This is a genomic window from Streptomyces sp. TM32 (assembly GCF_004122755.1).
GTDB classification, from domain to species: Bacteria; Actinomycetota; Actinomycetes; order Streptomycetales; family Streptomycetaceae; genus Streptomyces; species Streptomyces sioyaensis.
In genome coordinates this window covers 26,820-52,251 of record NZ_SDIG01000024.1, presented here as the reverse complement: position 1 = coordinate 52,251, position 25,432 = coordinate 26,820, and the positions used below count along the sequence as shown (strand labels likewise).

Below are 25,432 nucleotides of genomic sequence, written 5' to 3'. Positions count from 1 at the left end.
TCCCGGGCCTGTCCGCAAAGTCCCGCCCGGCCCGACAAGGCCTGACCCGCGACGCCTGACGCCCGACGTCTGGCCCGCACGCAGCGCCGGCGGTCGTACGGCACGACTCCCCCACGGCGCCCGTCACGAGGCCACACGGCTGCGCTCGCGCGCCGCTTCGTACCGCGCGGCCAGGTGCTCGCCCTGGCGGTAGGCGAACTGCCGGGCGCGGGACTCCAGCAGCGGATAGCCGGGCTGAGCCGTCATCTGTTCGGGGTGCTTTCTGTAGTGGTAGACGACGGTGGGCACCAGGGCACCACGGGCGGCACCCGTGACGCCGACCAGATAGGCGTAGTCCTCGCCCTGCGGGAGCGCGGCGTAGCCACCGCAGCCGCGGATGAGGTCCGTCCGTGCGAGCAGCGTCGTCGGTCCGAGGGGGATGGTGGCCTCCGGCGACCTCCAGTACCCCCACACCTCACCGGGGGCGTGGAAGCCAGGCGGCGTCGGGCAGTGCCAGGTGACCGTCGAGCCGTCCGGATGCAGGTCGGCCGACCAGCCCGCGGCCCAGCCGAGGGCGTGCGCGCGGGCGTGTGCCAGGCGCACCGACAGCGACCCCTCGGGGAGCAGATCGTCGTCGTCCGCCGTGGTGCACCACGGGGCGGAGACCTCGTTCAGTGCGAAGTTCCGCGCCGCGCCGGCGCCGACCGCCCGGGGGAGGTCGACCACGCGGACCCGGGGGTCCTCCCGGAGCCGGGCGGGCACCTCGGCCAACGGAACGCCGTCCAGGGAGACGAGCCACTCCCACGAGGTGTCCTGCCGGCACAGGCTCTCGTACAGCTCCATCAGGTAGGGGCGTCGCTCGGGCCGCAGACGGGTGGGCGTGATGACGGCGACGTCGGCAGGCGTAAGGGGCACGGCAGGAACTTCCTCGCGGCAAGGGACGGGGCGGGTGCGGGCGGACAGGAGGCTCATGCGGAGCGGTGCAGGAAGCCGGGGGCGCAGGCGGCACCCGGCCGCTGCTCCCAGGGCCCGAGAACGAACTCGGCGGGCAGCGTGGTCAGGTAGAGACCGTGCGGCAACGACTGCTGATAGGCGAGGAGTTCGCCGCCGGAGGCCGGCAGGGCGGGCGCCCGGGCCGCCGCGGCCGCGAGCAGCCCGGGGGCCGCGACGTGTTCGCCCTGCGGCCCGGTCCAGCGCAGCACGAGCATGCCGTGGCCCTCTCCGGGCTGCCGCTCGGGAAGGCCGGGGTGGGTCGGCCGGGCCCATCGGTGGACCTCGTCGAGGATCACCACGGGGTAGATCGCTCCGATTCCGTAGCAGGCGGCCTGTACCGCGTGCGCAGACAACTCCGCCTCCCTCTACAGGAGTTCGACGTGGGCGCGGGCGGGGGCGCTGCCGCGGGTGTCGAGCAGCAGAGGGGCGTGGTGCGCGATCTCGTCGAGGTCGTAGCAGCGGTGCTGTTGCAGCAGGATCACCAGGTCGGCCTCCATCAGCGCCTGCGGCAGATCGGGGGCGGCGGACACGGGGGCACCGTCGACCTCCCACTGGGACACATAGGGGTCATGGAAGGCGACGTGGGCGCCCAGCGCGCGCAGGCGCCGTGCCACGGGGCGGGCGCTGGTTTCGCGCTGGTCGGCGACGTCGGCCTTGTAGGTGACGCCGAGCAGCAGCACGCGGGCCCCGCTGAGGGTCTTGCCCGCCCGGTCGAGCAGTTGCTGCGCCCGCTCGACGACGTAGCGCGGCATCCGTGTGTTGATCTCCTGGGCGAGTTCCACCATTCTGAACGGATAGCCCAGGGTGCGGACCTTGTGGGCCAGGTAGTTGGGGTCGATGGGGATGCAGTGGCCGCCGACGCCCGGGCCGGGGCGGAACGCCTGGAAGCCGAAGGGCTTGGTGGACGCGCACGCGATCGCGTCCCACAGGTCGATCCCCAGCTCGTGGCAGAACACCGCCATCTCGTTGACCAGGGCGATGTTGACGTGCCGGTAGGTGTTCTCGATGAGCTTGGCCATCTCGGCCTCACGGGTGCCGCCGGCCTGGACCACGGTGTCGACGAACTTGCCGTAGAGGGCGCAGGCGGCGGCCGTGCAGTCCGGGGTGTACCCCCCGACGATCTTCGGGGTGTTCTTGATCCCGAAGTGCTTGTTGCCCGGATCGACGCGTTCCGGGGAGAAGGCCAGGTGGAAGTCGGTCCCCGCCCGCAGCCCCGAGCGCTCCAGGATCGGGCGCACCACTTCGTCGGTGGTGCCCGGGTAGGTGGTCGACTCCAGGACCACCAGCGTGCCGGGCCGTAACTGCCGGCTCACCGCGGCGCAGGCGGCCTCGACCATCGCCAGATCGGGGCCGCTGTGGGCGCTCAGCGGGGTCGGCACGCACACCACCACCGCGGCGGCGTCCGCGAGCACCCCCTCGTCGGCCGTGGCGGTGAAGCCGGCCGCGCGCATGGCGGCGACCTCGTCGTCGGCGACGTCACCGATGTGGGAGGTGCCCGCGGTGAGCCGCGCCACCGTTTCCGCGTCACGGTCCAGGCCGGTGACGGTGAGCCCGGATCTGCACGCCTCCAGCGCGAGCGGCAGTCCGACGTACCCCAGGCCGATGACGACCAAGTCACTGCGCACGGTTGTCCCTTTCTGATGCTTATCGACGGAGAAGCAGGTCTACGGGGAGGGCGCTCGGCTCACACCGTGCGGGCACGGGCGGCGAGCAGGGCAGCCAGCACGCTCGGCACGAGCAGCAGCCCGAAGGCGGCGACATAGCCGGCCAGACCGGTGGCGCCCGCGCCCAGTCCGGCGTGGAACAGCGCGGAGGCCAGGCCCATGACCGTGATCTGGCCCAGGTTCTGGGTGGTCTGCATCGCGCTGCTGGCGTAGCCCTGCCGGCCGGGCGGGCTGTGCGAGAGGGAGAGGAGGGTGAGCGAGGGGACGAGCAGGCCCATACCGACGGCGGCGAGGAGCATGGCCGAGGCGGCGGTGAGGGCGGGCAGCGCGGGCAGCGTGCCGGCCGTGGCGAGCGCGACCGCCGCCGCCAGCAGCAGCGCACCGGCCGCGACCAGGCGGTGGCGGGGGCAGCGCTCGTGCAGGCGGCCCTGCACCCACGAGGCACCGGCCCAGGCGATGGCCGCGCCCGTGAAGGCCAGGCCGGTCACCGCGGCGGGCACCCGCCGGACCGTGTCGAGCAACAGCGGAACGAAGGCCTCCAGGGTGAAGTACACACCTGACGCCAGCCCGCGCAGCAGCACCGTGGCGGGCAGGCCGCGCGCCGCACGCCAGGTGCCCGGCGGCAGCAGCCGGGTGGCGAACACCGCGAGCAGGGCGAGCCCCGCCGCCGTGCACACCAGATGGCGCAGGTCCCAGCCCGAAATGCCGTACTGCGCCAGCGCCGCGCCTCCGCTCACCGCCGCCGCGACGAGCAGGGCGGGGCGCGGCGTCCGCGCGTCCGGCGGCTCGGGCGCGGCCTGCCCGGAGCGGCTGCGCAGCATCGCCACGACGGCCGGCGCCGGCAGCAGGGTCAGCGCGGCCAGGCCGAAGAACACCGCGCGCCAGGACCACCAGGCGGCCACCAGTCCCGCCAGCGGAGGGCCGGCGAGCGACGGGACGATCCAGCAGGTGCTCATCAGCGCCAGGGCGCGGGGCCGCAGGCGGTCCGGGTAGGCCTGGCCGATGGCGGTGTTGATCGACACCGCGACCATCCCGCCCGCCACCCCGTCCAGGAAACGCCCGGCCGCCAGCTGCCAGATGGAGGTGCTGGTGGCCGAGACCAGCAGGGTGACCACCGCCAGGACCAGGCCCGCGGCCAGCGGGCGGCGCGCCCCCGCCCGGTCCGCCCAGCCGCCGCCGAGCACCCCACCGAGCAGGCTCGCGGCCACGAAGCAGCCCGCCACCATCGGATAGAGCGACACCCCGTCCAGGTCCTGTGCGGCCACCGGCAGGGTGGGCACCACCGCCAGCGCGGCGAACCCGGTCAGGAACATCACCCCGGCGAAGCTGGCCGTGGCGGCCGCGTACGTCCGGGAGAACAGCCCGTCCGCCGCGGCCTCGGCCCGGGCCGGCGCCTGCTCAGCCATCGCCGTCAGCCCGCCGCGGGCCGCCGGTGGCCGTGCCGTGGGTGTCGCAGGCGAGCCACTGGGCCAGCGCCCGCATACCGTCGAACAGCGAGGCCGAGCCCTGCCAGTGCAGCGCGGTGCCGATCAGATCCGTCGCCATGACCGGCTGCCGGGCCCCGGGGTCGGAGAGCCGTTCCCAGGGGGTGCGGCGGGCCACGACCGAGATCAGCTCGGCCAGCTCCTCCTCTTCGTACGTCCCTGAGGCGACGTGGAACACCGGGTGCTGCGGCCGTGCCGCCAGGACGGCGCCGACCGCGCCCGCCAAGTCCCGGTAGTCCACGACCTGGTGCTGCCGCTGCGGGCACAGGTACAGCGGCTTACGCGTCCACACCCGATGGATCCACTGCGCGGGCGTGGTGTCGGTGGGGGCGTGCGGCCCCACCGGCTGGGCCGGCCGCAGGACCTGCACCGGGATTCCGCTCCGCTCGCCCCACTGGCGGCACTGCTCCTCCTCGCGCCACCACGCCAGGGCGACAGGGTCGTGCGGCGGTCCCGTCAACGTCTCCTCCGTCACGACCTGCTCCCCGCTGCCGCGGTAGACCGCCGCGGAACCGGCGTAGACGAGCCGCTCCACCCCTGCCTCCTCCGCGGCCGCCAGCACGTCCGCCAGGCGGCCCGGAGCCGTGGCCGGGGAGCCCAGGTGCACCAGGTGCGCGACGCCGTCCAGGTCCTTGCCGGTCACGGGGTGCGGAAAATGCCCGGCGTGCCGCCCCACGTCACCCAGCAGCCGGGCCAGTTGCGGGCCGAAGCCGCCCTCGCCCCCGGTGACGGCGACCCGGGCGGCGGGCGCCTCCGCCGCAGGACCCGCGCCGCGGCTCCCGGCCCGGCGTCCCTCCTCCAACGCGGCCAGTCCCAAGTCCCTTACAGGAGGGACGAGTTCGTTCAGCTCCTCGGCGGTGAAGTCCTCACACAGACCGCCGGGTCCCAGCGATTCCATCACCGCCCGCGCCACCGACGGGTCCGGTGCCTCGGTCGTGAGGCCGGCCACGACGGTGCCGAGGGCGAACCCCGTCATCCACACCGCCCTCGCCACCTGCTCGGACAGCCGAGACGGCCCGGCCGCGGCGAAGGCCGCATGGCTGTGCTCCAGCAGGCCGATGCGCTGGAGGTACCGCTCGGTCTCGACGTACTCCCGCTCCGTCCCGTATTGGACCGCGCACCGGGCCTCGCCGTACTGGTAGAAGGGGACGACCGGAAAATCGGCGCAGTCGTACGTCGTGGGTCCGGCCGCCTCACTGGTGCAGTGGGCCGCCCGCCGCCACCCGTGGGTGCTGTTGCCGGCGATGCTGGGCACCTCTGTGTGGTCCACCGTGCTCGGTACGGACAGGCGCACGGGGACGCCGCATACGTTGAGGTAGCGCTGCATCACCACGTCGTAGGGCCAGCCGGCGCCGTGCTCGGCCGCGAACTGCGCGTATCCCCGGGCGACGTGGGCCGGGAGCAGCAACGCCAGGCAGGGCACGTGTTCCTGGAGCGCGTAGGCCCACTGCGCGCCCGTCAGGGCCGCCAGGCGCACCACGGCACCGTTGCGCCCTTCCCAGCCGGCGTAGAAGGCCACGGCCTCGTGCGGCACCGCCGCCGCGACGCGCTCCGCATGCGCGAAGAATCCCTCGGCGAGGACCACGTCGTCCTGCAGCACCAGATGGTGCGTGGCGTCCTGTGCCACGCAGCTCCACGCCGGATCGGCGGTGCGCAGCGCCGTCGGGGGCCCCTCGGGGTCGGGGTCCAGCACCACGGCCACCCGGCCCTGCGCGTCCCGGCCCGCGAGTAACCGGGCCGCCTCGGCCCGCCGGGGATGCGCCATCACCGCACCACTCAGCTTGACCGGCCCGTGCGTGAGCGCCGTCGAGGTGGCCGGATTCGACGCGGACGGATGGCTCAGGGGATCCATTGCACTACCTCGCAAGAGTAACTGGGGCGGCGAAAGGGGGGAAAGGGAAGGGAGAGCGGGGAGGATCTGTCGACGTCGCAGAGTTCGGAACGACGGCTTTCTTGATCCCACGTCAGCGATACCGGCCAGCGATGCCGGCAGCCGACAACAGTCTGAGACCTCGGCCGTAGACAGCAGTCAGAGGCCGACAGTCGGCGACGACATCGGAGATCTCCCGAACCGGCGCAGGAGAGACCACACAGACCCGCAGCAGCGCGTAAGTGGCCGCCGGGTCGCAGTCCGGGAAACTGCAAGACCACGGGAAAGGAAGAGCGACCCTCACCTACAGAGGTCGGAACTCACCGTGGACTGGGGCCACAGCTTTATGCACGGGGAAGCCGACGCCTCAGCCGCCGGAAGCGAACGCATCGACTCCCTCGACGACATCGGCGGCATCTGCGGCATCTGCGGCATCGGCATTGCGCACCATGCGTTCATTGTTCTCAAGGCCGTGATCCATGCCCTGTTCCCGCTCCAGCCGAATCATGTCGGCGGGGCGGTAATTGAGGATCCATGCGCGCCGGGTCCGGTCCGAGATGTTGCCGCGGGAGTAATGCAGCGTACCGCCGGCATGGGCGACTCCCTCGCCGAGTGACAACGGCACCGCGGTCGCGCCCGGTTCGTCCTCGGAGCAGTCGCATTCGATGTTGCGGCCGTCGCTGGTCGGCCGGTGGGGGCGAATGGGCTTCTGGTGCGAACCCCGGATGTACCACATGCAGCCGTTGTCCACCGTGGCGTCGTCGAGCGCAACCCAGATCGAGACCGCCCGGGTATCGGGCAGATCGATCCAGTAGGCCGCGTCCTGATGCCATGGGGTCGCCACCCCGGTGTGCGGCGCCTTGTGAATCAGCATGTCGAAGTCCAGCACGGCATCGTCGCCGATCAGTTCGCGTGCCATCGTCAACGCCCGGGAGTGCAGCGGCAGATCCTTCAGCGGTGCGTAGAGCGCCGAGGGCCACATGATCTGGGTGATGTTCTCCCGGACCCCCTCCCGCCGCGGAACATGGGAAGCGAGGTCGGAGCGCTTGTCGCCGCTTTCTATCTCACCGCTCAAGAGGCGGTCATAGATATTTCGGTAGGTTTCCACCTCGGCCATGGAGAGCAGCTCTCCGGTCAAGGCGAACCCGTCCTGCTGGAATACCTGCGTCCGTTCGAGATCAGTACTCAGCGCCATTGCGAGACCCTTTCTCGGCAGTTGCTTCCCCCGGCCGTGCCGACGTACCCGACCAGGGGTCGTGCGCATGAGAAGAACAGCGTCCATCACTATTTCGATGATCTTGATGGACGGAAGACATCAACTACGGAGGACATCAACTGGGGCCGGACGGCCGCAATCGAAGGGTGGGCGAGCCCCATCGAGGGGCAAGAATACGGAACAATCCAGGGGCCTGCCACGCATATGGCACAGGGCACCCGGCAAGTGTGAGCAAAAAACGGAATTTAATGTTCCAAGAACCTGACAACAACGGGAAGGCTTGGCCATTCCCCAACGAACCCCATCCAGCCCAATAGGCCCCCCGTTGGCAAGTTGATCTTCACAACGTCGAAAATTTTTGCATACGGATTTCGTGGCAGTCAAGCGGCCCCCACCCGCGCCCATTCCCGGAGAACGAGATGGGTAATTCTCTCAACTGTGGTGCCTGATGGGCGATTCGCCCGATTGGAAAAAACCAATCCACTGGCCCGGCTCAAGGTTTCTCCCTTTACGCCTGGACGACGGCTTCCCAACGCCCTCGACCGCCCGGAGCCGCCCTGGCCACGCATCCGGGTTTGGCTGGATAGTGCTCACCGAAGAGCCGGGTTTCGGCCGTCCGGTCGCCTTCATCAAGCACCGGAAGGACCTTTTCCGGTTTTAGATACACGGAAAGGCGCCCCGCTATCAGCGACCTTCCCTGCCGCCCCCTGCCCGCGCGCTCCGGCCACCCCCCAAACGTGACCCTGAGCACGGATGACACTCCGCCCCCGCACTCGCACCATGGGCAACACCCGCACCACGCCATGCCTGGGAGAACACAAGTACCCAGCGTGGACGGCTCCCTCCGCACGCCCCCACTCCCCCGGCTCTTTCCCACAGTGACGAGTTCGTCATGACATCGGAGCCACGAGCCACCCCCGCGGGCCGGTCGCCGAGCATCACCCCTCGCCTCGCGCGAAGCTCGGTGCACGGCCCTGTCCGTCCACAAGGAGAAGGCATGACAGGCGCCGAGACCGTCTCGCCCGACGGGCTGAACGTCCATGTGGCACACCGCCGGAACCCGTACGCGTACCTGCTCACCGACGATGAACTCGACGCGCTGCTCCTTGAGTTGGGACTCAAGCGGGCGGCTGCCATCTGGCGGAACCACACCGCGGGCGAGCGCGCGCCCCGCGGCGCCTACCCCCGGCCGATGATGGGCTTCGTCCTGATGGACGCCACCGCGGGGCCGTGGATACCGAACGACAGCGCGGTGCTGGGCGTGGTCGTCATCGGCGACCGCGGCCACGAGTACCTGCCGAACGCGGCGGCGAAGGCCGGCTGCCACCGCCGCCTGGGCCGCAACAACGGTGAGGCGGTGCACGTCGATCCGCACCGCCTCGGCTCCGGCAGTTTCCGGTACGGCCACTCAGCGGAGGTGCGCGGCCAGATCGTCGGCGCCAGCTCACAGTCCCCGGACCAGGACCTCCACGAAGCGGGGCAGCTGGCCGCCGATTTCGTCGCCGCCCTCGGCGAACGACACCTGGCCTGGGAGCACCGGCGCGGCCCGGAGGACTGGCTGTCCCCCGACAACGCGCCCGCTCCCGAGTACCGAGCCATGATCGACTGGTACTCGGGACGACCGTCCTGATGCCGCGTCATACCCTCTGAGGGGGCGGGCTGCGAAGCGGAGCCGACCTGCTCGGTCGCCGCTGCGGGGGGGCAGCGGCGACCGAACCGTCGGCCGTTTCCTCATGGGTCGGGGCTACGCACGGCCCGTGAGGCTGGCGAACACCACCAGGTTGTCGGGGTAGTAGTGCTTGCCCTGGTCGTACTCGCCGCTGCAGGTGATCAGGCGGAGGCCGGCGTGGTCGAGGTTCTTGTACACCTCCAGCGTGGGGAACTTGTTCTTCGGGTACTGGGCCACGCGGTCGACCGTGAACTTCGCCGTGCTCCCGTCCTGCCGGGTGACGTCGATGGTGTCACCGGCCTTCATCTTCGACAGCGCGTGGAACACCGCCGGCCTGCCGTTCCAGGTGACATGCCCCGCGATCACGGCCGGTCCCTGCGAGCCGGGCGTCGGCCCCGGCTCGTACCAGCCCGCCTTGTCGGGGTCCCGGGGTGTCTGCATGGATCCGTTCTTGTGCTGGCCCAGCGGCTCCAGCGGCGAGGAGACCTTGAGCGCGGGGATGGAGAGCCGCTCCGGGGCCGACTTCGGCATCGCGGCGGCGGCCTTCGCCCCGGCGTCTCCCCCGGGCGCCCCGTCCTGGGACGACTGACCGCCGCCCTGAGCCGGCTGCTGCTCCGCGGGGGCCGACCGGTCCGGCGGCGCATCCTGCCCCCCGCACCCGGCAAGGAGCACGGACGCCACTGCCGCGGCGAGCACACCTGCGGTGGCACGGCGCCCCCGGCGGCCTGCGGTGCCCACGGTGTCGTGACCCGGGCGCTTCACGCGGCACCCCCGTTGCTCCGCGAGTCGCGCCCCTCGAAGAGCCCGCTCCGCCGCCGCCGTACGAGGGTCAACGCGCCGGTCACGACCGCGACGGCCGCTCCCCCGACACCGATCATCGCGGCCGGCGTCCCCTTCTCCGCGACGGGCCCGGTGCCGGTCTCGACGCCGCCGACGGGGATGGATCCCACCGCGGCGCCCCGGACCTCACCGCAGTTGGTCGGGGCGGTGGCCTCCTGGGGGAGCTTGGGATCGAGTTCGCTCTTGCCCGCGCCGTCGAAGTCGTACTTGTTGTTGTTGTTGCGGTCGATGCCGTGCTGCACGATGTGCAGGTCCTTGATGTGGTCGACCACCGCCTGGGAGACGGGGATCGTGCGCTCGTAGGACAGCTTCCCCTGCGCGTCGGCCACCGGCATGCGGTCGACGGCGAGGCCACTGCCCATGGCATCGGTGGGCCCCTTGGTCGTGAGCGAGATGTTGATGTTGCCGTAGTCGACCGTGGCTTCGGTGTTGTTGATGACTCCGTCGCCGTTGGTGTCGGCGCTCGGGTCCGGGCAGTGGAAGTCATGGCCGTCGGTGGAGCCGTGGAGGTGCTGGGCGGAGGGCTGGCCGGGCACGTGCCCCTCGGACTCGATCTTCACGGTCAGCTGGTGGCCCTTGAGGCTGAGCATCGCCGTGCCCTTGGAGCCGGAGTTGTTCAGCTGCGACAGGTTGATCTGGTACGCGCCGTTGCCCTCGGCGACGGCCTGGGACGAGGCACCCGCGGTGAGGGCCAGTGCGGCGGGCAGAGCAACGAGTACGGCAAGTCGGCTGGTGCGCTTGGCTATCACGTTCGTTCCTTTTCCGGCGGCCTCCACGGAGGAGGGGGGACCGCACGTCGTCCGGGTTCGAAGCACCACCTCGGCGAGGCGGGAGCAACACCTCGGCGAGGCATCAGCCGTTATTCGGAGCGGCCGCCCGGGCGGATTGGTGGCGGGCGGAAAAAATCTGGTGACCGCCTGAGAGCCCCGGGCGAGCGGCGTTCGGCGGGCGGTCCCGGTCGGCGCTGACCAGCCGGAAGCCGACCTGCCGGAGTGTGAGCGGACGGGGAGCGGGGAGGCGCCCTGTCGGACCGAAGAGAGGCGGTGGAGCCATGATCTCCCCCGGCCCCGGCAACGGGCATTGGGTACGTACCCGTACCGAGGAAGACCGTGCGGCCTTCCTGACGGAGAAACGTGCGGAGCAGGAGCGGATGGTGCGCCCGGGTGTGGGTGCCGTGGTCATCCTCGTGGTAGCCGTGTGCCTTCTGGTCGCATGGCTGCTCTGGGCGATGTTCTGAGGGGCGGTCGACCCGACAGGCTGCCGGCGTCCGGTCCGCCGCCACGCCCCTTGCGCCGAACACTACGCACAGCCCGATGCCCCGCCCGGTGAGAACGGACGGGGCATCGGCATGCCGGGGCCACACGGGCCCCGGGTCGGCCTACATGAACCGGTTCGGCCTACTTGAACCAGTACCGGACGCCGTGGTGGCGGCTGCAGGTGCCGGAGAAGTGGCGGCTGTAGGACCAGGTGCCGTCCTTGCACTTGGCCATGACGCCTGCGGGGTGCCTGACGTGGGTGCCACAGGTGCCGGTGGTGTGGTGCGCGCAGCGGACGGTGGCGGCCTGCGCGGTGCCGGCGCCGAGGGTGACGGGTGCGACGACCGCAGTGGCAAGAGCGGCGGCGGCGACGGCACTTCGGATACGGCGTGCCGCACGGTGGGTGTTGAGCAAGATGCCCCCTGGTGGTTCCGGTTGGAGAGCCGAGCTTGGCGCGGTGACATACCGCCGGGCCGGAATATCCAGGAGTTGTAATGGATATGTGACCTTAGGGCGTAAATGGTCATTACGGGCAGGTGGGAGGGGAACGTCCCGCGATGGCTGTCCCTTGCGATATCGGCAGACAGAGCCCGGGGCGCCCGGCTGCGTTCGGGCTCCCCTCCAGCGGATGCCTCGCCAGCACGGGTGGCGGCGTCAGACCGCCGCCACCCGTGCTGCCGCTCGCGGCTGCCGGAGCGCCGAGCGCCGGCGCAGGGGTCAGCTGGGCGTGACGCGTCCGCGCCAGGCGCCGCTCTCGGTTCCCCTGTGCTCGATGTAGTGCTTGAAGCGCTGCATATCGCCCTTGACCCGCCGGGCGATGACACCCGTCATGTCCGCGGTCGTCTCCGCCACGCCACTGGGCTCGACATCCATCACGAGCTCCACCCGGGTGTGCGTGTCGTCCAGGCGCTGGAAGCGGACGAGGCCCTTCTGCCGGGTGTCGCCGCTGGTGGTGTGCCAGGCAATCCGGTCGTCGGGAAGCTGGTCGACGATTTCGGTGTCGAACTCCCTCCGGACGCCGCCAATCTTGGTGGTCCAGCGGTTGCGCAGGTCGTCGAGCTGGGTGATTTTCTCGACGCCTTCCATGAACTGCGGGAACTCCTCGAACTGCGTCCACTGGTTGTAGGCGGTGTGGACCGGGACGTCGACGTTCACCGTCTCCTTCACCATGCTCATAGTGACGCCTCCTCAGTGGCGACTCACATGGGTACGGGACCCGTGGCGCGTATTTCGCGCAGTGCTGCGGGTGCCCACCACGGCCTTCCCTAGTCACGGCCGTCGCAATTTCCGCCCTGACAGCAGCTCAGCGGTTTCCGCCCTGAGAGCAACTCAACCGCGGCAGTGGCCGGTTCTGACGTCCTTGCATGCGACGGTCCGCACGAGCATCAGAAGCACAAGGAGGCCGCGGCAGTCGCGGGGAGCGCCACGGCTTGCTACCGATCCGTGGAATGCGCCTGGCGGCGGGTGGCATCGAGGGTGCCCAGCAGGGTGAGCGCCTGGGCACTGGGGCTTCCTGCCTCTGCGTGGTACATCACGAGCTGCTGGGCGTGCGCTCCTCGAACGTCGAAGGACTGGTAGGTGAGTGACAGGGGTCCGACCTCGGGGTGGCGGAGTTCCTTGGTGCCGTGGTTCTTTCCGTGGACGGTCTGTGCCGTCCAGAGCGCGGCGAATTCCTCACTCGACGCGGCGAGGGTCCGTACGAGCGCGCGCAGGCGAGGATAGTGCGGGACGAGGCCGGTGGACTGGCGCAGGTGGGCCACGGTCGCCTCGGCCGCGCGGTGCCGGTGTGCGTAGAAGTCCCGGCCCGCGGGGTCGAGGAAGATCATCCGAGCCAGGTTGTCCGCGGTGTCGAACGGCGAGAACAGCGCGTCGGCCAGGGGGTTGGCCGCCAGGAGGTCCAGGGCCGGGTTGAGGACGAACGCCGGGGTGTGCGCGGAGCCGTCCAGGAGTTGTCGCAACATCGGGCCGACTGTCTCCTGCGGCTGCGCCCGGAAGCCGGCCGGCATGGTGTCCGCGAGCCGGTACAGGTGGTCGCGGGCCTCCTCGTCCATGCGCAGTGCGCCGCTGATCGCGTCGAGGACCTGCGGAGAAGGGCTGGATTCGCGTCCCTGTTCCAGACGGGCGTAGTAATCGGCGTTCATCCCGGCCAGGACGGCCACCTCCTCGCGGCGCAGCCCCGCCACCCGGCGTCGGCCGTAGGAGGTCAGCCCCGCGTCGCCCGGCAGCAGGCGGGCACGGTGCGCGCGCAGGAAGTCCCCGAGGTCGTTGCTCATGCCCGTCAGGCTAAGGGCCACCCCCCTGGTCATGCCTGGGTGTGCCGTGCCCAGGCACAGCCCGTTCTGGCTGTGCCCGCAGCCGCCGCCCAGACTCGGCTGCATCCACGACCCGGGCTTCCCTGCCGCGGGCGACATCAGGGACGACGTGCTCCCCCACGAGCACCTCGTTCTCCACCGGGAGGAACAGGCATGACGCAGCACACCAAGGTCGTCGCGATCACCGGTGCGAGCAGCGGTATCGGCGCGGCGACCGCACGCCGGCTGGCGGCCGACGGGCACCGGGTCCTTCTGGGCGCGCGCCGCGCCGATCGCCTGGAGCAACTGGCCGAAGAGATCACGAAGGAGGGCGGCACCGCGGCCTTCCGGCAGCTGGACGTCACCGACGGGGCGGACATGCAGGCCTTCGTCGACGTCGCTCACGCCGAGTTCGGCCGGATCGATGTCCTGGTGAGCAACGCGGGGGTGATGCCGCTGTCTCCGCTGGCGGCGACGCGGACCGACGAGTGGGACCGCATGATCGACGTGAACCTGCGCGGCGTCCTGCACGGGATCGCCGCCGCGCTGCCGGTGATGCGGGAACAGGGCGGCGGCCATTTCGTGCACCTCGCCTCCGTGGGCGCCTACGAGGTCTCGCCGACCGCCGCCGTCTACTGCGCCACCAAATTCGCTGTCCGCGCCCTCTCGGAAGGACTGCGCCAGGAATCCGCCGGAGACATCCGCGTCACCCTCGTCTCCCCGGGCGTAACGGAGTCCGAACTCGCCGACAGCATCTCCGATCCGGAAGCCCGGGAGGCGATGAAGACCTACCGCGCCGTGGCGCTGCCCGCCTCCGCCGTCGCGGACGCCATCGCGTACGCGCTCGCCCAGCCCCCGCAGGTCGACGTGAACGAAATCGTGGTCCGCCCCACCGCAAGCGCACAGTAGCCGGCCTCGCAGGAGCCGAACTGCGCGTCAGGAAGCGGCATCGGCGACACGGACGTCGCACGCATCGCCGGCCGTACCGTGCACGGAGCCATGTGGAACCTGATGTGCGGCGGGGGCGTGGCGGGCCGGGGACGGCCTCCGGGAGACGGGGCAGCGGGTCCGCCACGCCCCCGCCGGGCGTCAGGAGCGGCCCTTGCCCTTCAGGGAGTCCTTCATGCCCTGGAGGTTCTCCCGGGCGTCGCCCATCGCGCTCTGGGCCCTGCCCTTGGCCTCGTCCGCGCGGCCTTCGCCCTTCAGGCGCTCGTCGCCCATGGCCTTGCCGGCCTTCTGCTTGGCCTTGCCCTTCATCTTGTTCATGGCACCTTTGCCACCCATGTCGAACTCCTTCGTGCGGGGAGGGGAAAGCTTCGCCACCACGCTGCCGCAGGTCGTGGCGGGGCGCACCCGGAGTCGGCTGCTGGTGGGAACCGTCCCGCGGGCGCGGTCCGTCCTGTAGCCCCACTACGCGTCGGTGTCCCGGGCCACGACATGGGGGCGGGGCCGTGCGCCGTGACGCGTGCGGGTCACCTGAACGGCCGTCCCGGTTCGCCCTGTTCCCCGCGGCCCCCTAGCGTCGTACGACGCGGCGTGCCGTCTGCGCACCGCCGCCACAAGGGAGTCCGAGGGAGTCCGACATGCGGAGGCTCATCACCGTGCCGACTGTGCTGCTCGCCCTTGCCGCCGCGGGCTGCGGGGACGAGGCCGGCGAGGCGACGCCCGGGGCGTCGTCCGCCACGGGCAGCGGGCCGGGCGGCCGGGGCTCGGCGTCCCCGACCGTCCCCGGACAGCCCGTGGACTGCGGCGAGCTCGCCGACGCGCTGGGCCCGGAGGGCGATGTCACGCTCTTCGCGGATGCCGCGGCCGGTGGCACGGTGGGCTGCGCGGAGGCCCGCAAGGTGATGTCCGAGTTCTTCGTGCGGGCGCCGCGGGAGGCCGAGGACGACCGGGGCACCCTCGCCGTACGGGGCTGGCTCTGTCAGTACGAGAGCGGACCCACGGGCACCTGGGTCACGACCTGCCGCAAGGACAAGCGGGAGATGCACACGGAGGAGCCGTCCGGCCGGCACAGCGGCCCGTCCGAGCAGCCCGGCGAGCCGGACGCCCCGGACGGCTCGCAACTGCCCACCCTCCCCGAGGAACCCTCCGACCCGATGGACGAGCCGTCGACGGAGGAGCTGTAGTGCCCTGCGCAAGCCCGGCCGCGAGTCCTCAGGGCTGCTCCGCCGGCGGCTCCTCCCCCATTCCCTGGAACCACGTCGGCCCCGCCTCCAGCGCCCGCTTGATGCGGGTCAACGCGTACTCCTTGAGTTCCGGGAGGGCGTCCACCGCGAACCAGCCCACCTCCAGCGACTCGTCGTCGTTCACCCTCGCCTCGCCGCCGATCGCACGGCAGCGCAGCGTCACGTCCATGAACTGGCAGACGTCCCCGTTGGGGTAGTGGGTGGGCGGCATGGTCTCGATGAGCACCACGGCCTCGGGGACGACCCGCACCGCGGTCTCCTCGTAGACCTCGCGCACCGCGGTCTCGGCCGGCTGCTCGCCGGGCTCGGGGATGCCGCCGATCACCGACCAGCCACCGGTGTCGGCCCGCTTGCCCAGCAGGACACGGCCCCGCTCGTCAAAGACCACCGCGCTGACCCCGGGCAGCCACAGCAGCTGCCGGCCGATGGAGGTCCGCAGGTCACGGATGAAATCGGGAGTTGCCATCCTCCGACCCTACGGGAGATCCCCCGAGAGCTCCTGAGGTGATGTGCACCTGCCGCATCCGCCCGCCCGTGCCGCGCTCAGGCGCCCGCCGGGGTCCCCTTGCGCGGACGGAGCCGGCCACGGATGACGCGCACGGCGACCTCCGCGTCGTCGACGGTGATGGTGAACGTGCGCCCGTCGCCGAGCTGGAGGATCACGCCCTCACCGCGGCGGACCACCACGGCCGTGCCCTGTTCGGGGCGCCAGCGGTAACCCCAGCCGCCCCAGTGGCGGGGCGTGACCTGCGGTGCGAAGTCGGCGCCGACGACAGTGTCGAGGGGGATCCGGCGGCGCGGCACCCCTATGTGGCCGCACCGCACTTCCAGGCACTCCTTGTCGACGCGCACCGCGACATGGACGAAGGCGAGCGTGCCGAAGAGCACCAGCAGGCCGGCCGCGACACAGCCGACCACCGACATCACCAGCGGCGCCCGGCCGGAGGTCCAGCTGCTGTCGACGGCGAGTTCGATGCCCAGGGCCAGACAGGCGGCGCCGATCGCGGCCAGCAGCCACTGGATGCGATTGGTGGCGCTGCCGTGCCAGACCTCCGGGAGCTCCGCGTGGGAACCGCCGACGGGGCGCGCCGGGCCGTCTGCGCCGTCGGTGGGGCCATGGCTGTCGGGGGCGGCTGCCCCCTCGTGGGGGTGGTCCCTCATGAGACGCAGCGTACGCGTCTTTGCACCCAGGGGCAGCGCATCGGACGCGTCGTTCGCGGACCGGGTTGCGGTGCGCGCGACCTCGCCCGGCGTCAGCGGCGGGCGGTGGCGGCGGCCCCGTCGGCCGCCGGGGATCCCGCGGCGTCGTCCGTACGGCTCCGGGCGAGCAGCCGGCCCTCGGCGTAGACGAGCGCCGTGGCCGGGAGGGCTGCGGGGCGGCCGCTGAGGATCACGCCGAGCGTGCCGGTCGGGGCGGCGGCCGGCGCCGGCTCGGCTCCGATACGGCGCAGCGCCTGGGCGGCGACCGCCTCGGCGGAGCCGTGCAGCACGAGTGCGGGGGCGCCGGCCTGCTGGACGGCGGCACGGATGCGCTCACCGACCAGCTCGTAGTGGGTGCAGCCCAGGACGACGGCACGTACGTCCCGGGGGGTGCGCTGCGCGGCGGCCGCGATGGCGGCGTCGATGGCGGCCTCGTCGGCCTCCTGGACCGCGTCGGCGAGCCCCGGGCAGGGCACGCCGGTGACGTCCACGCCCTGCCCGAACCGGTCGATCAGCTCCCGCTGGTAGGGGCTGCCGGTGGTGGCGGGGGTGGCCCAGATGGCGACCGGGCCGCCGCCGGCCGCGGCGGGCTTGATGGCCGGGACGGTGCCGATGACCGGGATGCCGGGTTCGAGCGCGGCACGGAGGGCCGGCAGGGCGTGCACCGATGCGGTGTTGCAGGCGACGATCAGGGCGTCGGGCCGGTGCGCGGCCGCGGCCCGGGCCACCGCCAGCGCATGGGCGGCGACGTCGTCGGGGGTACGGGGCCCCCAGGGCATTCCGTCGGGGTCGGAGGAGAGCACCAGATCCGCGTCCGGCCGCAGTCGCCGCATGGCGGCGGCCGTCGGAAGCAGCCCATTCCCGGAGTCCATCAGCGCGATCTTCACCCGGACACTTTACTCAGCCGGACGTCCGTCTTGTCATACCGGGCAGGGACAGGAGGCTGTCCGGCGCGGGCGACCCATGGCGTTCAGGCCGTTCTCGCGGGGGCGCCACGCCGGGGGCTCCGGGCCGATCGCCGCGGTGCGTGGGGTGTGGTGCGGCAGACTGCGATGCCGTGGGAGCGATGGAGTGGATCGGTGCCGGGTCGCTGCTGGCCTGGGTGTGGCTGCTGCTGGGGCAGGGCTTCTTCTGGCGGACGGACGTCCGGCTGCCGGCCCGCCGGGATCCCGAGCGCTGGCCGTCGGTCGCGGTGGTGGTCCCGGCGCGGGACGAGGCCGCGGTGCTGCCGGACAGCCTGCCGTCGCTGCTCGGGCAGAAGTACCCGGGCCGGGCCGAGGTGTTCCTGGTCGACGACGGCAGTACGGACGGGACCGGCGCGCGCGCCCGGGAGCTGGCGGCGGCGCGGGGCGGGCTGCCGCTGACGGTGTCCTCGCCCGGCGAGCCCGGACCGGGGTGGACGGGGAAGCTGTGGGCGCTGCGGCACGGCATGGCGCTGGCGCGCGAGCGCGTGGAGCCGGAGTATCTGCTGCTGACCGACGCGGACATCGCACACGAACCGGACAGTTTGCGGGAGTTGGTGGCGGCGGCCCGGTCGGCGGAGCTGGATCTGGTGTCACAGATGGCGCGGCTGCGGGTGGTGACGCACTGGGAGCGGCTGATCGTCCCGGCGTTCGTGTACTTCTTCGGGCAGCTGTATCCCTTCCGGTGGGTCAACCGCCCCGGGGCGCGGACCGCGGCGGCGGCCGGCGGCTGTGTGCTGCTGCGACGGGAGGCCGCGGAGCGGGCGGGCATCCCGGAGACGATCCGGCATGCGGTGATCGACGATGTGACGCTGGCCCGTGCGGTCAAGCGGTCCGGCTCGGGCACCGGCGTCACGGGCGGGGCCCCCGCGGCCGGCATCCGGCGGAGATTCGGCCCGGGACGCCGCCGGGCGGCTGGCGGGAGGATCTGGCTGGGGCTGGGGGACCGGGTGGCCAGCGTGCGGCCGTATCCGCAGCCGGCCGATCTGTGGCGGATGGTCTCGCGCAGCGCGTACGCCCAACTGCGGCACCGGCCGCTGCTGTTGCTCGGCACGGTGCTCGGCCTGACGCTGGTGTACCTCGTACCGCCCGTCGCGCTGGTGGCCGGGGCGGCCGGTGGCGATGCGGCGACGGCTGCGCTGGGCGGGGCGGCCTGGGCGGTGATGTGCGGGACGTATCTGCCGATGCTGCGCCATTACGGGCAGCCGTGGTGGACGGCTCCGCTGCTGCCCTTCACCGCGCTGCTGTATCTGCTGATGACGGTGGACTCGGCGGTGCAGCACCACCGGGGGCGCGGCGCGGCATGGAAGGGCCGGACGTACCCGAAGCCCTGAGCGCCGCCCCCGGTGCGCCGGTCACTTCCTGGCCGGTGACCAGTCCAGGCCCCAGCCGTAGGCCTGGTCGACGGTCCGCTGCGGGCTGACGCCGGGCGCGGGCACGAGGTAGCGGGCCTCGCGCTGGACGACGAGTTCGCTGCCGGTGTTCGTGATGAGGGCCAGCGCGCAGACGTTGGAGGGCACCGTGCAGGCGTCGAGCGAGAACTCGACCGGGGCGCCGTACTGAGGCTGGAGGGTGACCGTCGCGCTCAGGCCCTCGAAGCTGCGGGCGCCCGCGTAGACGGTGACGAAGATCAGGATGCGCTTGATCCGGGCCTGGTGGTCGAGGTTGATGGTCAGGTTCTCGCCGGTGGTGACGGCGCCGGTGCGGTCGTCGCCGTCGAGCTGGATGTACGGCGGGGCGTGCAGGGCACCGAAGTTGTTGCCGAGCGGATGGACCACCCCGGCGGCGCCGTCGGTGAGTTCGTACAGCGCGCACAGGTCCAGGTCGAGCTCACCGGACGGGGGCAGCAGTGCGCCGCGGGCGCCCATGGCCTGCAGGGCCTTGCGGCCGAGGGTCTTGCCCAGCCGCTTGCCCGCCGTGCCGCTGCTCCAGTTGAGGTTCACCCGCATCGCCCCGGAGGTGCCTCCCTGCTTGGTCAGCGAGACGGCGGGCGCCGCCTTCGTGAGCGTCACCTTGGTCAGCCGGACGGGCGGGGGCACCGGGGCGGGGGCAGGCTGCCCCGGTGGCGGCGGAACGGATGTCACCGGCTGGCCCGTCGGCACGGGAGGCGCGGGCGGCATGGGAGGCGGCGCCGCGGGGGGCGCGGGCGCCATGGCCGGGGGCGCGGCGTGCGGCGTCGCGACAGAGTCGGGCGACGGAACGGCCGGGGCGGGCAGGGGCTGCGGAGCCGCGGGCTCCTCGACGCTGATGCCGAAGTCGGTGGCCAGGCCGGCGAGACCGGTGTCGTAGCCCTGCCCCACCGCGCGGAACTTCCAGGCGCCCTGGCGGCGGTAGAGCTCGCCGAGCACGAAGGCGGTCTCCGGGCCGGCGTCCCGGCTGTCGAAGCGGGCGAGCTCGGCGCCGCCCGCGGCGTCCAGCACCCGGATGTGCAGCCCGGGGACGCTGCCGAAGGTGCCGCCGTCGGCGGAGGCGGCGAGCACCACGGTGTCCACGGCGGGTTCGACGGCGGCCAGCTCCACGGTGAGGCTGTCGGTCAGCGCGTCGCCGGCCGGACGCTTGCCCTCGTGGCGTACGGCACCGGAGCGGTGCGTGGCCTGGTTGTAGAAGACGAAGTCGCCGTCGTCGCGGACCTTTCCGGACACCAGCAGCAGCGCGGAGGCGTCCACGTCCGGCGTCCCCGGGGCGGCCTGCCACCCCAGCTCCACCCGGACCGCCGCGGCCGGGACCGGAACATTGCTGCCCTTGAGCATCGACATCGCCGCGCCTTCCTCTCGTCCGCCGCACCCGTCGGTGGTGGCACCCCCCAACCTACGTGGCCCGAACCGTTCCGAACGCCCCTTGTTCACCTGCGAGGAGCGGGGTCTTTACACGATTCCTACGGGCGATCGCGACCGATTTCCACACGTTCACTCGCATTGGCGCTGCGCAGCCACTCCGAACACGCAAAACAACCCCCTTTCCAGACTCCCCAATCGGCACATCGTGGGCTTAACTTATGAAGCATGACCTCCCCCCGCTCTACCTACGGCGGCGGCTACTACGCTTCGCCTTCCTTCCCGGACACTCCGATCTACGACAGCCTCGTCGCAGAGCGCGGCACGCCGCAGATCGCCCCGATCCGGGTGAACCCGTCCCCTTACGACACGGGCTCGTCGTATGTGCCGGCGCTGCCGGCACTTCCGGCACTGCCGGCCGCGCCCTCCCAGCCGTCTCCCCTGCAGGGCTACCCGGGCGCAGCCGCTCAGCCGGTCGCCCCGCTGCAGCAGGCGCCGGCACCGTACATCCCGCAGCAGGCGGGCGTCCGCGGCCATCCGTCCCCGCCACAGCAGCAGCCCCAGCGCCCGCCCATGGGCACGGGGTACGAGGCGATGCGGCCGGCCGCTCCGGTGGCGCCGCGGCCCGCCTCGCCGTACGACGACCCCTACGGCCGCCCGTATCCGCGGGGGTACTGACCTGGCCGATCGGTCAACTGTCCGAGGCGGCTGGCAGGATGGATGGCATGCCGAAGCCTGCACTCCGTTCGATCCATCTCTACCCGGTCAAGTCCATTGCGGGGTCCGGTCCCGGCGAGGCGGTCGTGGAGCCCTGGGGGCTCGCCGGGGACCGGCGCTGGCTGCTGGTCGATGCCCGGCGCAGGCAGCTCACCCAACGGCAGCAGCCGACCCTGGCATTGGCGCATGCCCAGGAGCTGCCGGGTGGCGCCCTGCGCCTCACCGCGCCCGGGCGGCAGCCGTTGACGGTCGAGGTGCCCGCCTCAGGGGAGACGCTCCCGGTCGAGGTCTGGAAGGACGAGGTCGAGGCGGTGCCCGCGGCACCGGAAGCGGCCGAGTGGTTCGGCGGGTATCTGGGCGTCGAGTGCCGGCTGGTGTATCTCGACGCCCCGGAGAAGCGCCGCCCGGTGGCGCCGGATTTCAGCGCGCCCGGTGACACGGTCAGCTTCGCCGACGGCTTCCCGCTGCTGCTGACGACCAGCTCGTCGCTGGACGCCCTCAACTCCCTCATCGCGCAGGGCGACCATGCCGACGAGGGGCCGCTGCCCATGAACCGCTTCCGGCCCAATGTGGTGGTGGACGGCACTGCTCCCTGGGCGGAGGACGACTGGCGGCGGGTCCGCATCGGCGAAGTCGTCTTCCAGGTGGTCAAGCCCTGCGCACGCTGCGTGGTCACGACCACCGACCAGCGCACCGCCGAGCGCGGCAAGGAGCCGCTGCGCACCCTCGCCCGTCACCGCCGCTTCGGCGACCAGCTGGTCTTCGGCCAGAATCTGATACCGCGCGGGGTCGGCACGATCCGTATCGGCGACCCGTTCGAGGTACTCGACTGACCGGGCGGGCCACCCGCGGGCGCCCCGGCCGTCAGCCGGCCGCCGTCAGCCCGTCGATCATGCGGTCGAGGAGGCGGTCGAAGGCGTCCTGGTCGCCGGGGGCCTGGCTCGCCGCCGTCAGGGCCTCGGCGAGGTGGGGGTAGGAACCTCCGGTGGCGACGGACCGGAGCTGGCGCGCCTGGGCCTCCAGGAGCTCGCGAGAGGTGCGGCCGGCGGCCACGGTCGCCTGCTCCTGGGCGAGTTCGTACGACACGTGACTGGCCACGAACCCGGTGAGCAGGGTGAAGGTCTCCAGTCGGGCCCGGGCGTCCAGGCCGGCGGGGGCGAGGACGGCCAGCGCGTACTCCAGGACGGTGAGGGCGTTGGGGCCGAGCGTCTGCCGGGCGGGCAGCGCGGCCGGCAGCCAGGGGTGACGCCGCATGAGCGCGCGCTGTTCACGGGCGAGTTGGCGGAGGTCCGCACGCCAGTCGCCGGAGGGTTCGCGGGGCATCCGGTGGTCGCCGCTGACCTGGTCGATCATGAACTCCAGCAGCGTCTCCTTGTTGGGGACGTAGCTGTAGAGGGACATCGTGCCGGCCCCGATCCGGGCCGCGACCGCGCGCATCGTGACGGCGCCGAGCCCTTCGGTGTCGGCGAGGGCGACGGCCTCGGCGGTGATCTCGGCGCGGCTGTACGCCGGCGGCCGCCCCCGCCGCGGACGTTCGGTCGTCGGCCAGAGCGCCTCGGGATCCACACCGGCACTGCGGCCTGCTGCGCTTGTTCGGGCCACGGCGGCCTCTCCTCGCTCCTGCCGGTCATTCCTGCCGGTCATGCCGGTCTTCCCGCCGGCCATCCTCTCATCGCTTATTCTAGTACGCCGTACGGAAATTCCGGCGGACCCGCTCCAGGAATCGAGGCACCGTGACGACGGCGACACCCCACTCGTCCGCAAAGAACTCGTCCGCACAGAAGCTGCCCCTGCGCCTCCGGGCCATGAGGCGCACCATGGGGAACCTGCCGCCGGCGCTCCATGACGTCGCCCACGAGCCCGGCCTCGTGGTGCCCGCCGCCGACGGCAGCGCCCTGCTGACCGACCACTACTTCCCGCTGGCCGACGGCGACTTCCCCACCGTCCTGGTCCGCTCCCCGTACGGCCGGGGCTTCCCCTGGGCGACGATGTACGGCGTGCACCTGGCGGAACAGGGCTTCCATGTCGTCCTGCAGAGCTGCCGCGGCTCCGGCGGGTCCGGCGGCACCTCCGACCTGTGGCGCCACGAGGCCGCCGACGGCCGGGCCACTGTCGACTGGCTGCGTCAACAGCCGTGGTTCACCGGCGTGTTGGGGACGATCGGCGCCAGCTACCTCGGCTACGTCCAGTGGGCGCTCGCCCTGGAACCGCCGCCGGAGCTGCGGGCGATGGTGGTCCAGGTCGGCCTGCACGACCAGCACGCCTTCTTCCACCCCGGGGGCGCGTTCTCCCTGGAGACCGCGCTGATCTCCACGATGGGCCGGCTGTCGCAGCACCGGGGCCTCAAGGAGTCCGTGCGGGCCGCGCTGCGGTTGCAGCGCCACCTGGGAAAGATCACCCGGACCCTCCCCCTCGGCGAGGTGTACGCACCCGGTCTGGGCGGCCGGGTGCCCTACCTGGAGGAGGCGATGGCGCACCCCGACCCCGAGGACCCGCACTGGCGCGGGGCGGACGCGGGCGTCGCGGCCGAGCGACTGACCGTACCGACCGCCCTGATCACCGGCTGGCACGACGCGCTGCTCGACCAGACCTTGCAGCAGTACGCGCGGCTCGGCCGGGCCGGCTGCGACGCCTCCCTGCTCATCGGCCCCTGGACGCACAACTCCGCACTGCGCGACCCCGAGGCGCTCACCGCAAGCCTGGCGTGGCTGCGGGCCCATCTGTGCGACGACCCCTCCGGCCTGCGGGAGTCGCGGGTGCGGGTGCACGTGGGCGGCCGGCGGACCTGGCACGACCTCCCCGCCTGGCCCCCGCCCGGCACGGACCGACGCTGGTACCTCGGCAGCGAGGGCACGCTGCGCGACCGCGCTCCCGAGGGCACCTCCGCACCGCTGTCGTTCCGCTACGACCCGGCCGACCCGACCCCCTCGGTCGGCGGTCCACTGCTGTCCCCCAAGGCCGGAAGCCGGGACAACACCGCTTTGGAGGCCCGTGACGACGTACTGACCTTCACCACCGCGCCACTGGCCGAGCCGCTGGACGTCCTCGGGCCGGTCCGGGCGGAGCTGCGGGTCACGACCGACACGGGCCACGCCGATGTCTTCGCGCGGCTCTGCGACGTCGACGACGGGGGCCGCTCGGTCAACGTCTGCGACGGGCTGCGGCGACTCCACCTCACCGAGGACGACCCGGCCGAGGTCACGGTGGACATGAGCGCCACCGCCCACCGCTTCGCCGCCGGACACCGGATCCGCCTGCAGATCAGCGGCGGCGCCCACCCGCGCTTCGCCCGCAACACCGGCACCGGTGAACCGCTGACGACGGCCACCCGCCTCCAGCCGTCCGAGATCGCGCTGCACCATCCGTCCGCGCTCGCCCTGCCCCTCGCCGACGCGGACCTGGACGGCCGCGGCCCCGCGCACTGACGGGCCCGGACGCCTTCGCCGTGGCCGGCGGCGAAGGCGGCTCCCCGCCCCGGCGACTGCCGTCCCGCGCCGCTCCCACCGGCAGGGAGACAGACGTACGAGCGGCGGCCCTATCCCTCTTGATGTCACGTTTTGTACGTCCCGAAGTTGCTCCCTCTTCGCAGAACTCTCGCGTGGACCACCCGCGATGAGGTATTCACGGACACACCGAGAGGGGGCAACCATGCGAGCGATGCGCGGGGTATGGCGCTGGCGGCACAGTCCGCTGTGGCGCCGCACCGACCGGATCGAGGCCTGGGTGGCGCTCGCCGCCGCCCTGCTGATCGCCCTCGGCGCGACCTCCGCGGGCTGGCTCGCCGGCCGGTCCGCGCACGGCGCGCTGCTGGAGACGGTACGGATACAGCACCAGCAGCGGCATCTGGTGTGGGTCACGGTCGACCATCTGGTGTCGCGGGCCCCGCTCGACCCCGATCCGGAAACCGCTTCGCAGCGCGATGCGCACCGTCGGGTCATCGCCAGTTGGACGGCGCCGGACGGCAGCGCCCGCATCGGGGAACTCGCCGCGCCACGGCCCGTCGAGCCCGGCGAGCGGTTCCGGATCTGGACGGACGACCGGGGCCGGGTGATGCCGCGGCCGATGGACGTCAGCACGGCCGGTACGCATGCGGTGCTGGCCGGCCTGGGCACCGCGGCCGGGGTCGGCATGATGATCGAGGGTGCGCGGCGGCTGGTCGGCTGGCAGCTGATGGTGCGTCGCTTCCGCCGCTGGGACCAGGAGTGGGAGCGCGCGGGCCAGGACTGGGGCCGGGCCGACGCCGGTAGTTGAGGGTCGGCTGACCAGGCTGCTGACCGTGTCAACTACCGCTCGCCGGGCGCGCTACGGTGGTGGCGCCGGCTTCTCGG

The 25,432-nt window shown here is 72.3% G+C and carries 28 protein-coding genes; 11 read left to right on the top strand and 17 right to left on the bottom strand.

Annotation, left to right across the window (positions count from 1 at the left end; all coding sequences use genetic code 11):
- Window positions 1–123 precede the first annotated feature (123 nt).
- The 6 genes from EST92_RS08745 to EST92_RS08720 form a co-directional block, all read right to left on the bottom strand.
- Entirely contained in the window at window positions 124–894 is a 771-nt protein-coding gene (locus EST92_RS08745; RefSeq protein ID WP_129280365.1) for a glycosyltransferase, read from the bottom strand.
- Window positions 895–947: 53 nt separating this feature from the next.
- On the bottom strand, window positions 948–1,325 hold the full coding sequence (locus EST92_RS08740) for a hypothetical protein (RefSeq protein ID WP_129280364.1): 378 nt from the start codon (window positions 1,323–1,325) through the stop codon (window positions 948–950).
- 12 nt (window positions 1,326–1,337) lie between these two features.
- Window positions 1,338–2,597, bottom strand: a complete 1,260-nt coding sequence (locus tag EST92_RS08735; protein ID WP_129280363.1) for a nucleotide sugar dehydrogenase — start codon at window positions 2,595–2,597, stop codon at window positions 1,338–1,340.
- Between the two features lie 59 nt (window positions 2,598–2,656).
- Window positions 2,657–4,042, bottom strand: coding sequence for an MFS transporter (locus tag EST92_RS08730; protein ID WP_129280362.1), 1,386 nt, complete (start codon window positions 4,040–4,042; stop codon window positions 2,657–2,659).
- Window positions 4,035–5,972, bottom strand: a complete 1,938-nt coding sequence (locus EST92_RS08725; RefSeq protein ID WP_129280361.1) for an NAD-dependent epimerase/dehydratase family protein — start codon at window positions 5,970–5,972, stop codon at window positions 4,035–4,037. The genes EST92_RS08730 and EST92_RS08725 overlap by 8 nt, the downstream gene beginning before the upstream one ends.
- A gap of 385 nt (window positions 5,973–6,357) precedes the next feature.
- Window positions 6,358–7,185 carry a phytanoyl-CoA dioxygenase family protein gene (locus EST92_RS08720; RefSeq protein WP_129280360.1) on the bottom strand — a complete coding sequence of 276 codons (828 nt, stop codon included), beginning with the start codon at window positions 7,183–7,185 and terminating at the stop codon, window positions 6,358–6,360.
- 1,018 nt (window positions 7,186–8,203) lie between these two features.
- On the opposite strand from EST92_RS08720, the gene EST92_RS08715 reads away from it, so the two are divergent.
- On the top strand, window positions 8,204–8,836 hold the full coding sequence (locus EST92_RS08715; protein ID WP_129280359.1) for a hypothetical protein: 633 nt from the start codon (window positions 8,204–8,206) through the stop codon (window positions 8,834–8,836).
- Between the two features lie 114 nt (window positions 8,837–8,950).
- Here the strand turns inward: EST92_RS08715 and EST92_RS08710 are convergent, their stop codons facing one another.
- Window positions 8,951–9,637 carry a class F sortase gene (locus tag EST92_RS08710; protein ID WP_254068647.1) on the bottom strand — a complete coding sequence of 229 codons (687 nt, stop codon included), beginning with the start codon at window positions 9,635–9,637 and terminating at the stop codon, window positions 8,951–8,953.
- Window positions 9,634–10,464, bottom strand: coding sequence for a hypothetical protein (locus tag EST92_RS08705; RefSeq protein ID WP_129280358.1), 831 nt, complete (start codon window positions 10,462–10,464; stop codon window positions 9,634–9,636). Before EST92_RS08705 ends, EST92_RS08710 begins: the two co-directional genes overlap by 4 nt.
- Window positions 10,465–10,766: 302 nt before the next feature.
- Here EST92_RS08705 and EST92_RS08700 point away from each other — a divergent pair, with 302 nt between their 5' ends.
- Window positions 10,767–10,952 (top strand): hypothetical protein, encoded by a 186-nt coding sequence (locus tag EST92_RS08700; protein ID WP_129280357.1) that lies wholly within the window; start codon window positions 10,767–10,769, stop codon window positions 10,950–10,952.
- 160 nt (window positions 10,953–11,112) lie between these two features.
- Here EST92_RS08700 and EST92_RS32555 read toward each other — a convergent pair whose 3' ends face one another.
- The 3 genes from EST92_RS32555 to EST92_RS08685 form a co-directional block, all read right to left on the bottom strand.
- On the bottom strand, window positions 11,113–11,385 hold the full coding sequence (locus EST92_RS32555) for a DUF3761 domain-containing protein (protein ID WP_129280356.1): 273 nt from the start codon (window positions 11,383–11,385) through the stop codon (window positions 11,113–11,115).
- A gap of 303 nt (window positions 11,386–11,688) precedes the next feature.
- The gene (locus tag EST92_RS08690; RefSeq protein ID WP_129280355.1) at window positions 11,689–12,147 is read right to left on the bottom strand and encodes an SRPBCC family protein; all 459 of its coding nucleotides are present in this window, start codon (window positions 12,145–12,147) and stop codon (window positions 11,689–11,691) included.
- Window positions 12,148–12,404: 257 nt separating this feature from the next.
- Entirely contained in the window at window positions 12,405–13,244 is an 840-nt protein-coding gene (locus EST92_RS08685) for a helix-turn-helix transcriptional regulator (RefSeq protein ID WP_129280354.1), read from the bottom strand.
- 46 nt (window positions 13,245–13,290) lie between these two features.
- On the opposite strand from EST92_RS08685, the gene EST92_RS32680 reads away from it, so the two are divergent.
- Together EST92_RS32680 and EST92_RS08680 are read left to right on the top strand one after the other, a co-directional pair.
- Window positions 13,291–13,440, top strand: a complete 150-nt coding sequence (locus EST92_RS32680; RefSeq protein WP_343283782.1) for an Atu4866 domain-containing protein — start codon at window positions 13,291–13,293, stop codon at window positions 13,438–13,440.
- Window positions 13,437–14,171 carry an SDR family oxidoreductase gene (locus tag EST92_RS08680; protein WP_129280353.1) on the top strand — a complete coding sequence of 245 codons (735 nt, stop codon included), beginning with the start codon at window positions 13,437–13,439 and terminating at the stop codon, window positions 14,169–14,171. Before EST92_RS32680 ends, EST92_RS08680 begins: the two co-directional genes overlap by 4 nt.
- Before the next feature lie 180 nt (window positions 14,172–14,351).
- Here EST92_RS08680 and EST92_RS08675 read toward each other — a convergent pair whose 3' ends face one another.
- On the bottom strand, window positions 14,352–14,546 hold the full coding sequence (locus EST92_RS08675; RefSeq protein WP_129280352.1) for a CsbD family protein: 195 nt from the start codon (window positions 14,544–14,546) through the stop codon (window positions 14,352–14,354).
- On the opposite strand from EST92_RS08675, the gene EST92_RS32550 reads away from it, so the two are divergent.
- Together EST92_RS32550 and EST92_RS08670 are read left to right on the top strand one after the other, a co-directional pair.
- The gene (locus tag EST92_RS32550) at window positions 14,545–14,667 is read left to right on the top strand and encodes a hypothetical protein (protein WP_275540854.1); all 123 of its coding nucleotides are present in this window, start codon (window positions 14,545–14,547) and stop codon (window positions 14,665–14,667) included. The genes EST92_RS08675 and EST92_RS32550 overlap by 2 nt on opposite strands.
- 178 nt (window positions 14,668–14,845) lie before the next feature.
- The gene (locus EST92_RS08670; RefSeq protein WP_129280351.1) at window positions 14,846–15,391 is read left to right on the top strand and encodes a hypothetical protein; all 546 of its coding nucleotides are present in this window, start codon (window positions 14,846–14,848) and stop codon (window positions 15,389–15,391) included.
- A 28-nt stretch (window positions 15,392–15,419) separates the two neighbouring features.
- On the opposite strand, the gene EST92_RS08665 is transcribed toward EST92_RS08670, so the two are convergent.
- From EST92_RS08665 to EST92_RS08655, 3 genes are all read right to left on the bottom strand, one after another.
- Window positions 15,420–15,917, bottom strand: coding sequence for an NUDIX domain-containing protein (locus tag EST92_RS08665; protein ID WP_129280350.1), 498 nt, complete (start codon window positions 15,915–15,917; stop codon window positions 15,420–15,422).
- A 77-nt stretch (window positions 15,918–15,994) separates the two neighbouring features.
- Window positions 15,995–16,612 (bottom strand): hypothetical protein, encoded by a 618-nt coding sequence (locus EST92_RS08660; protein ID WP_129280349.1) that lies wholly within the window; start codon window positions 16,610–16,612, stop codon window positions 15,995–15,997.
- Between the two features lie 92 nt (window positions 16,613–16,704).
- Window positions 16,705–17,538: an aspartate/glutamate racemase family protein gene (locus tag EST92_RS08655; RefSeq protein ID WP_129280348.1), complete on the bottom strand. Its 834-nt coding sequence runs from the start codon at window positions 17,536–17,538 to the stop codon at window positions 16,705–16,707.
- A 179-nt stretch (window positions 17,539–17,717) separates the two neighbouring features.
- On the opposite strand from EST92_RS08655, the gene EST92_RS08650 reads away from it, so the two are divergent.
- Window positions 17,718–18,947 carry a glycosyltransferase gene (locus EST92_RS08650; RefSeq protein ID WP_129280380.1) on the top strand — a complete coding sequence of 410 codons (1,230 nt, stop codon included), beginning with the start codon at window positions 17,718–17,720 and terminating at the stop codon, window positions 18,945–18,947.
- Window positions 18,948–18,968: 21 nt separating this feature from the next.
- Here the strand turns inward: EST92_RS08650 and EST92_RS08645 are convergent, their stop codons facing one another.
- The gene (locus EST92_RS08645; protein WP_129280347.1) at window positions 18,969–20,369 is read right to left on the bottom strand and encodes a TerD family protein; all 1,401 of its coding nucleotides are present in this window, start codon (window positions 20,367–20,369) and stop codon (window positions 18,969–18,971) included.
- Window positions 20,370–20,615: 246 nt separating this feature from the next.
- On the opposite strand from EST92_RS08645, the gene EST92_RS08640 reads away from it, so the two are divergent.
- A complete protein-coding gene (locus EST92_RS08640) occupies window positions 20,616–21,065 on the top strand; it encodes a DUF6643 family protein (protein ID WP_129280346.1) in 450 nt (149 codons plus the stop codon).
- A 47-nt stretch (window positions 21,066–21,112) separates the two neighbouring features.
- Entirely contained in the window at window positions 21,113–21,937 is an 825-nt protein-coding gene (locus tag EST92_RS08635) for an MOSC N-terminal beta barrel domain-containing protein (protein WP_129280345.1), read from the top strand.
- 31 nt (window positions 21,938–21,968) lie between these two features.
- On the opposite strand, the gene EST92_RS08630 is transcribed toward EST92_RS08635, so the two are convergent.
- Entirely contained in the window at window positions 21,969–22,670 is a 702-nt protein-coding gene (locus EST92_RS08630) for a TetR/AcrR family transcriptional regulator (RefSeq protein ID WP_129280379.1), read from the bottom strand.
- A gap of 251 nt (window positions 22,671–22,921) precedes the next feature.
- On the opposite strand from EST92_RS08630, the gene EST92_RS08625 reads away from it, so the two are divergent.
- Complete coding sequence (locus EST92_RS08625) at window positions 22,922–24,529, top strand: CocE/NonD family hydrolase (RefSeq protein ID WP_129280344.1); 1,608 nt, start codon at window positions 22,922–22,924, stop codon at window positions 24,527–24,529.
- A gap of 232 nt (window positions 24,530–24,761) precedes the next feature.
- Window positions 24,762–25,355, top strand: coding sequence for a hypothetical protein (locus tag EST92_RS08620; protein ID WP_129280378.1), 594 nt, complete (start codon window positions 24,762–24,764; stop codon window positions 25,353–25,355).
- Window positions 25,356–25,432: the final 77 nt, after the last annotated feature.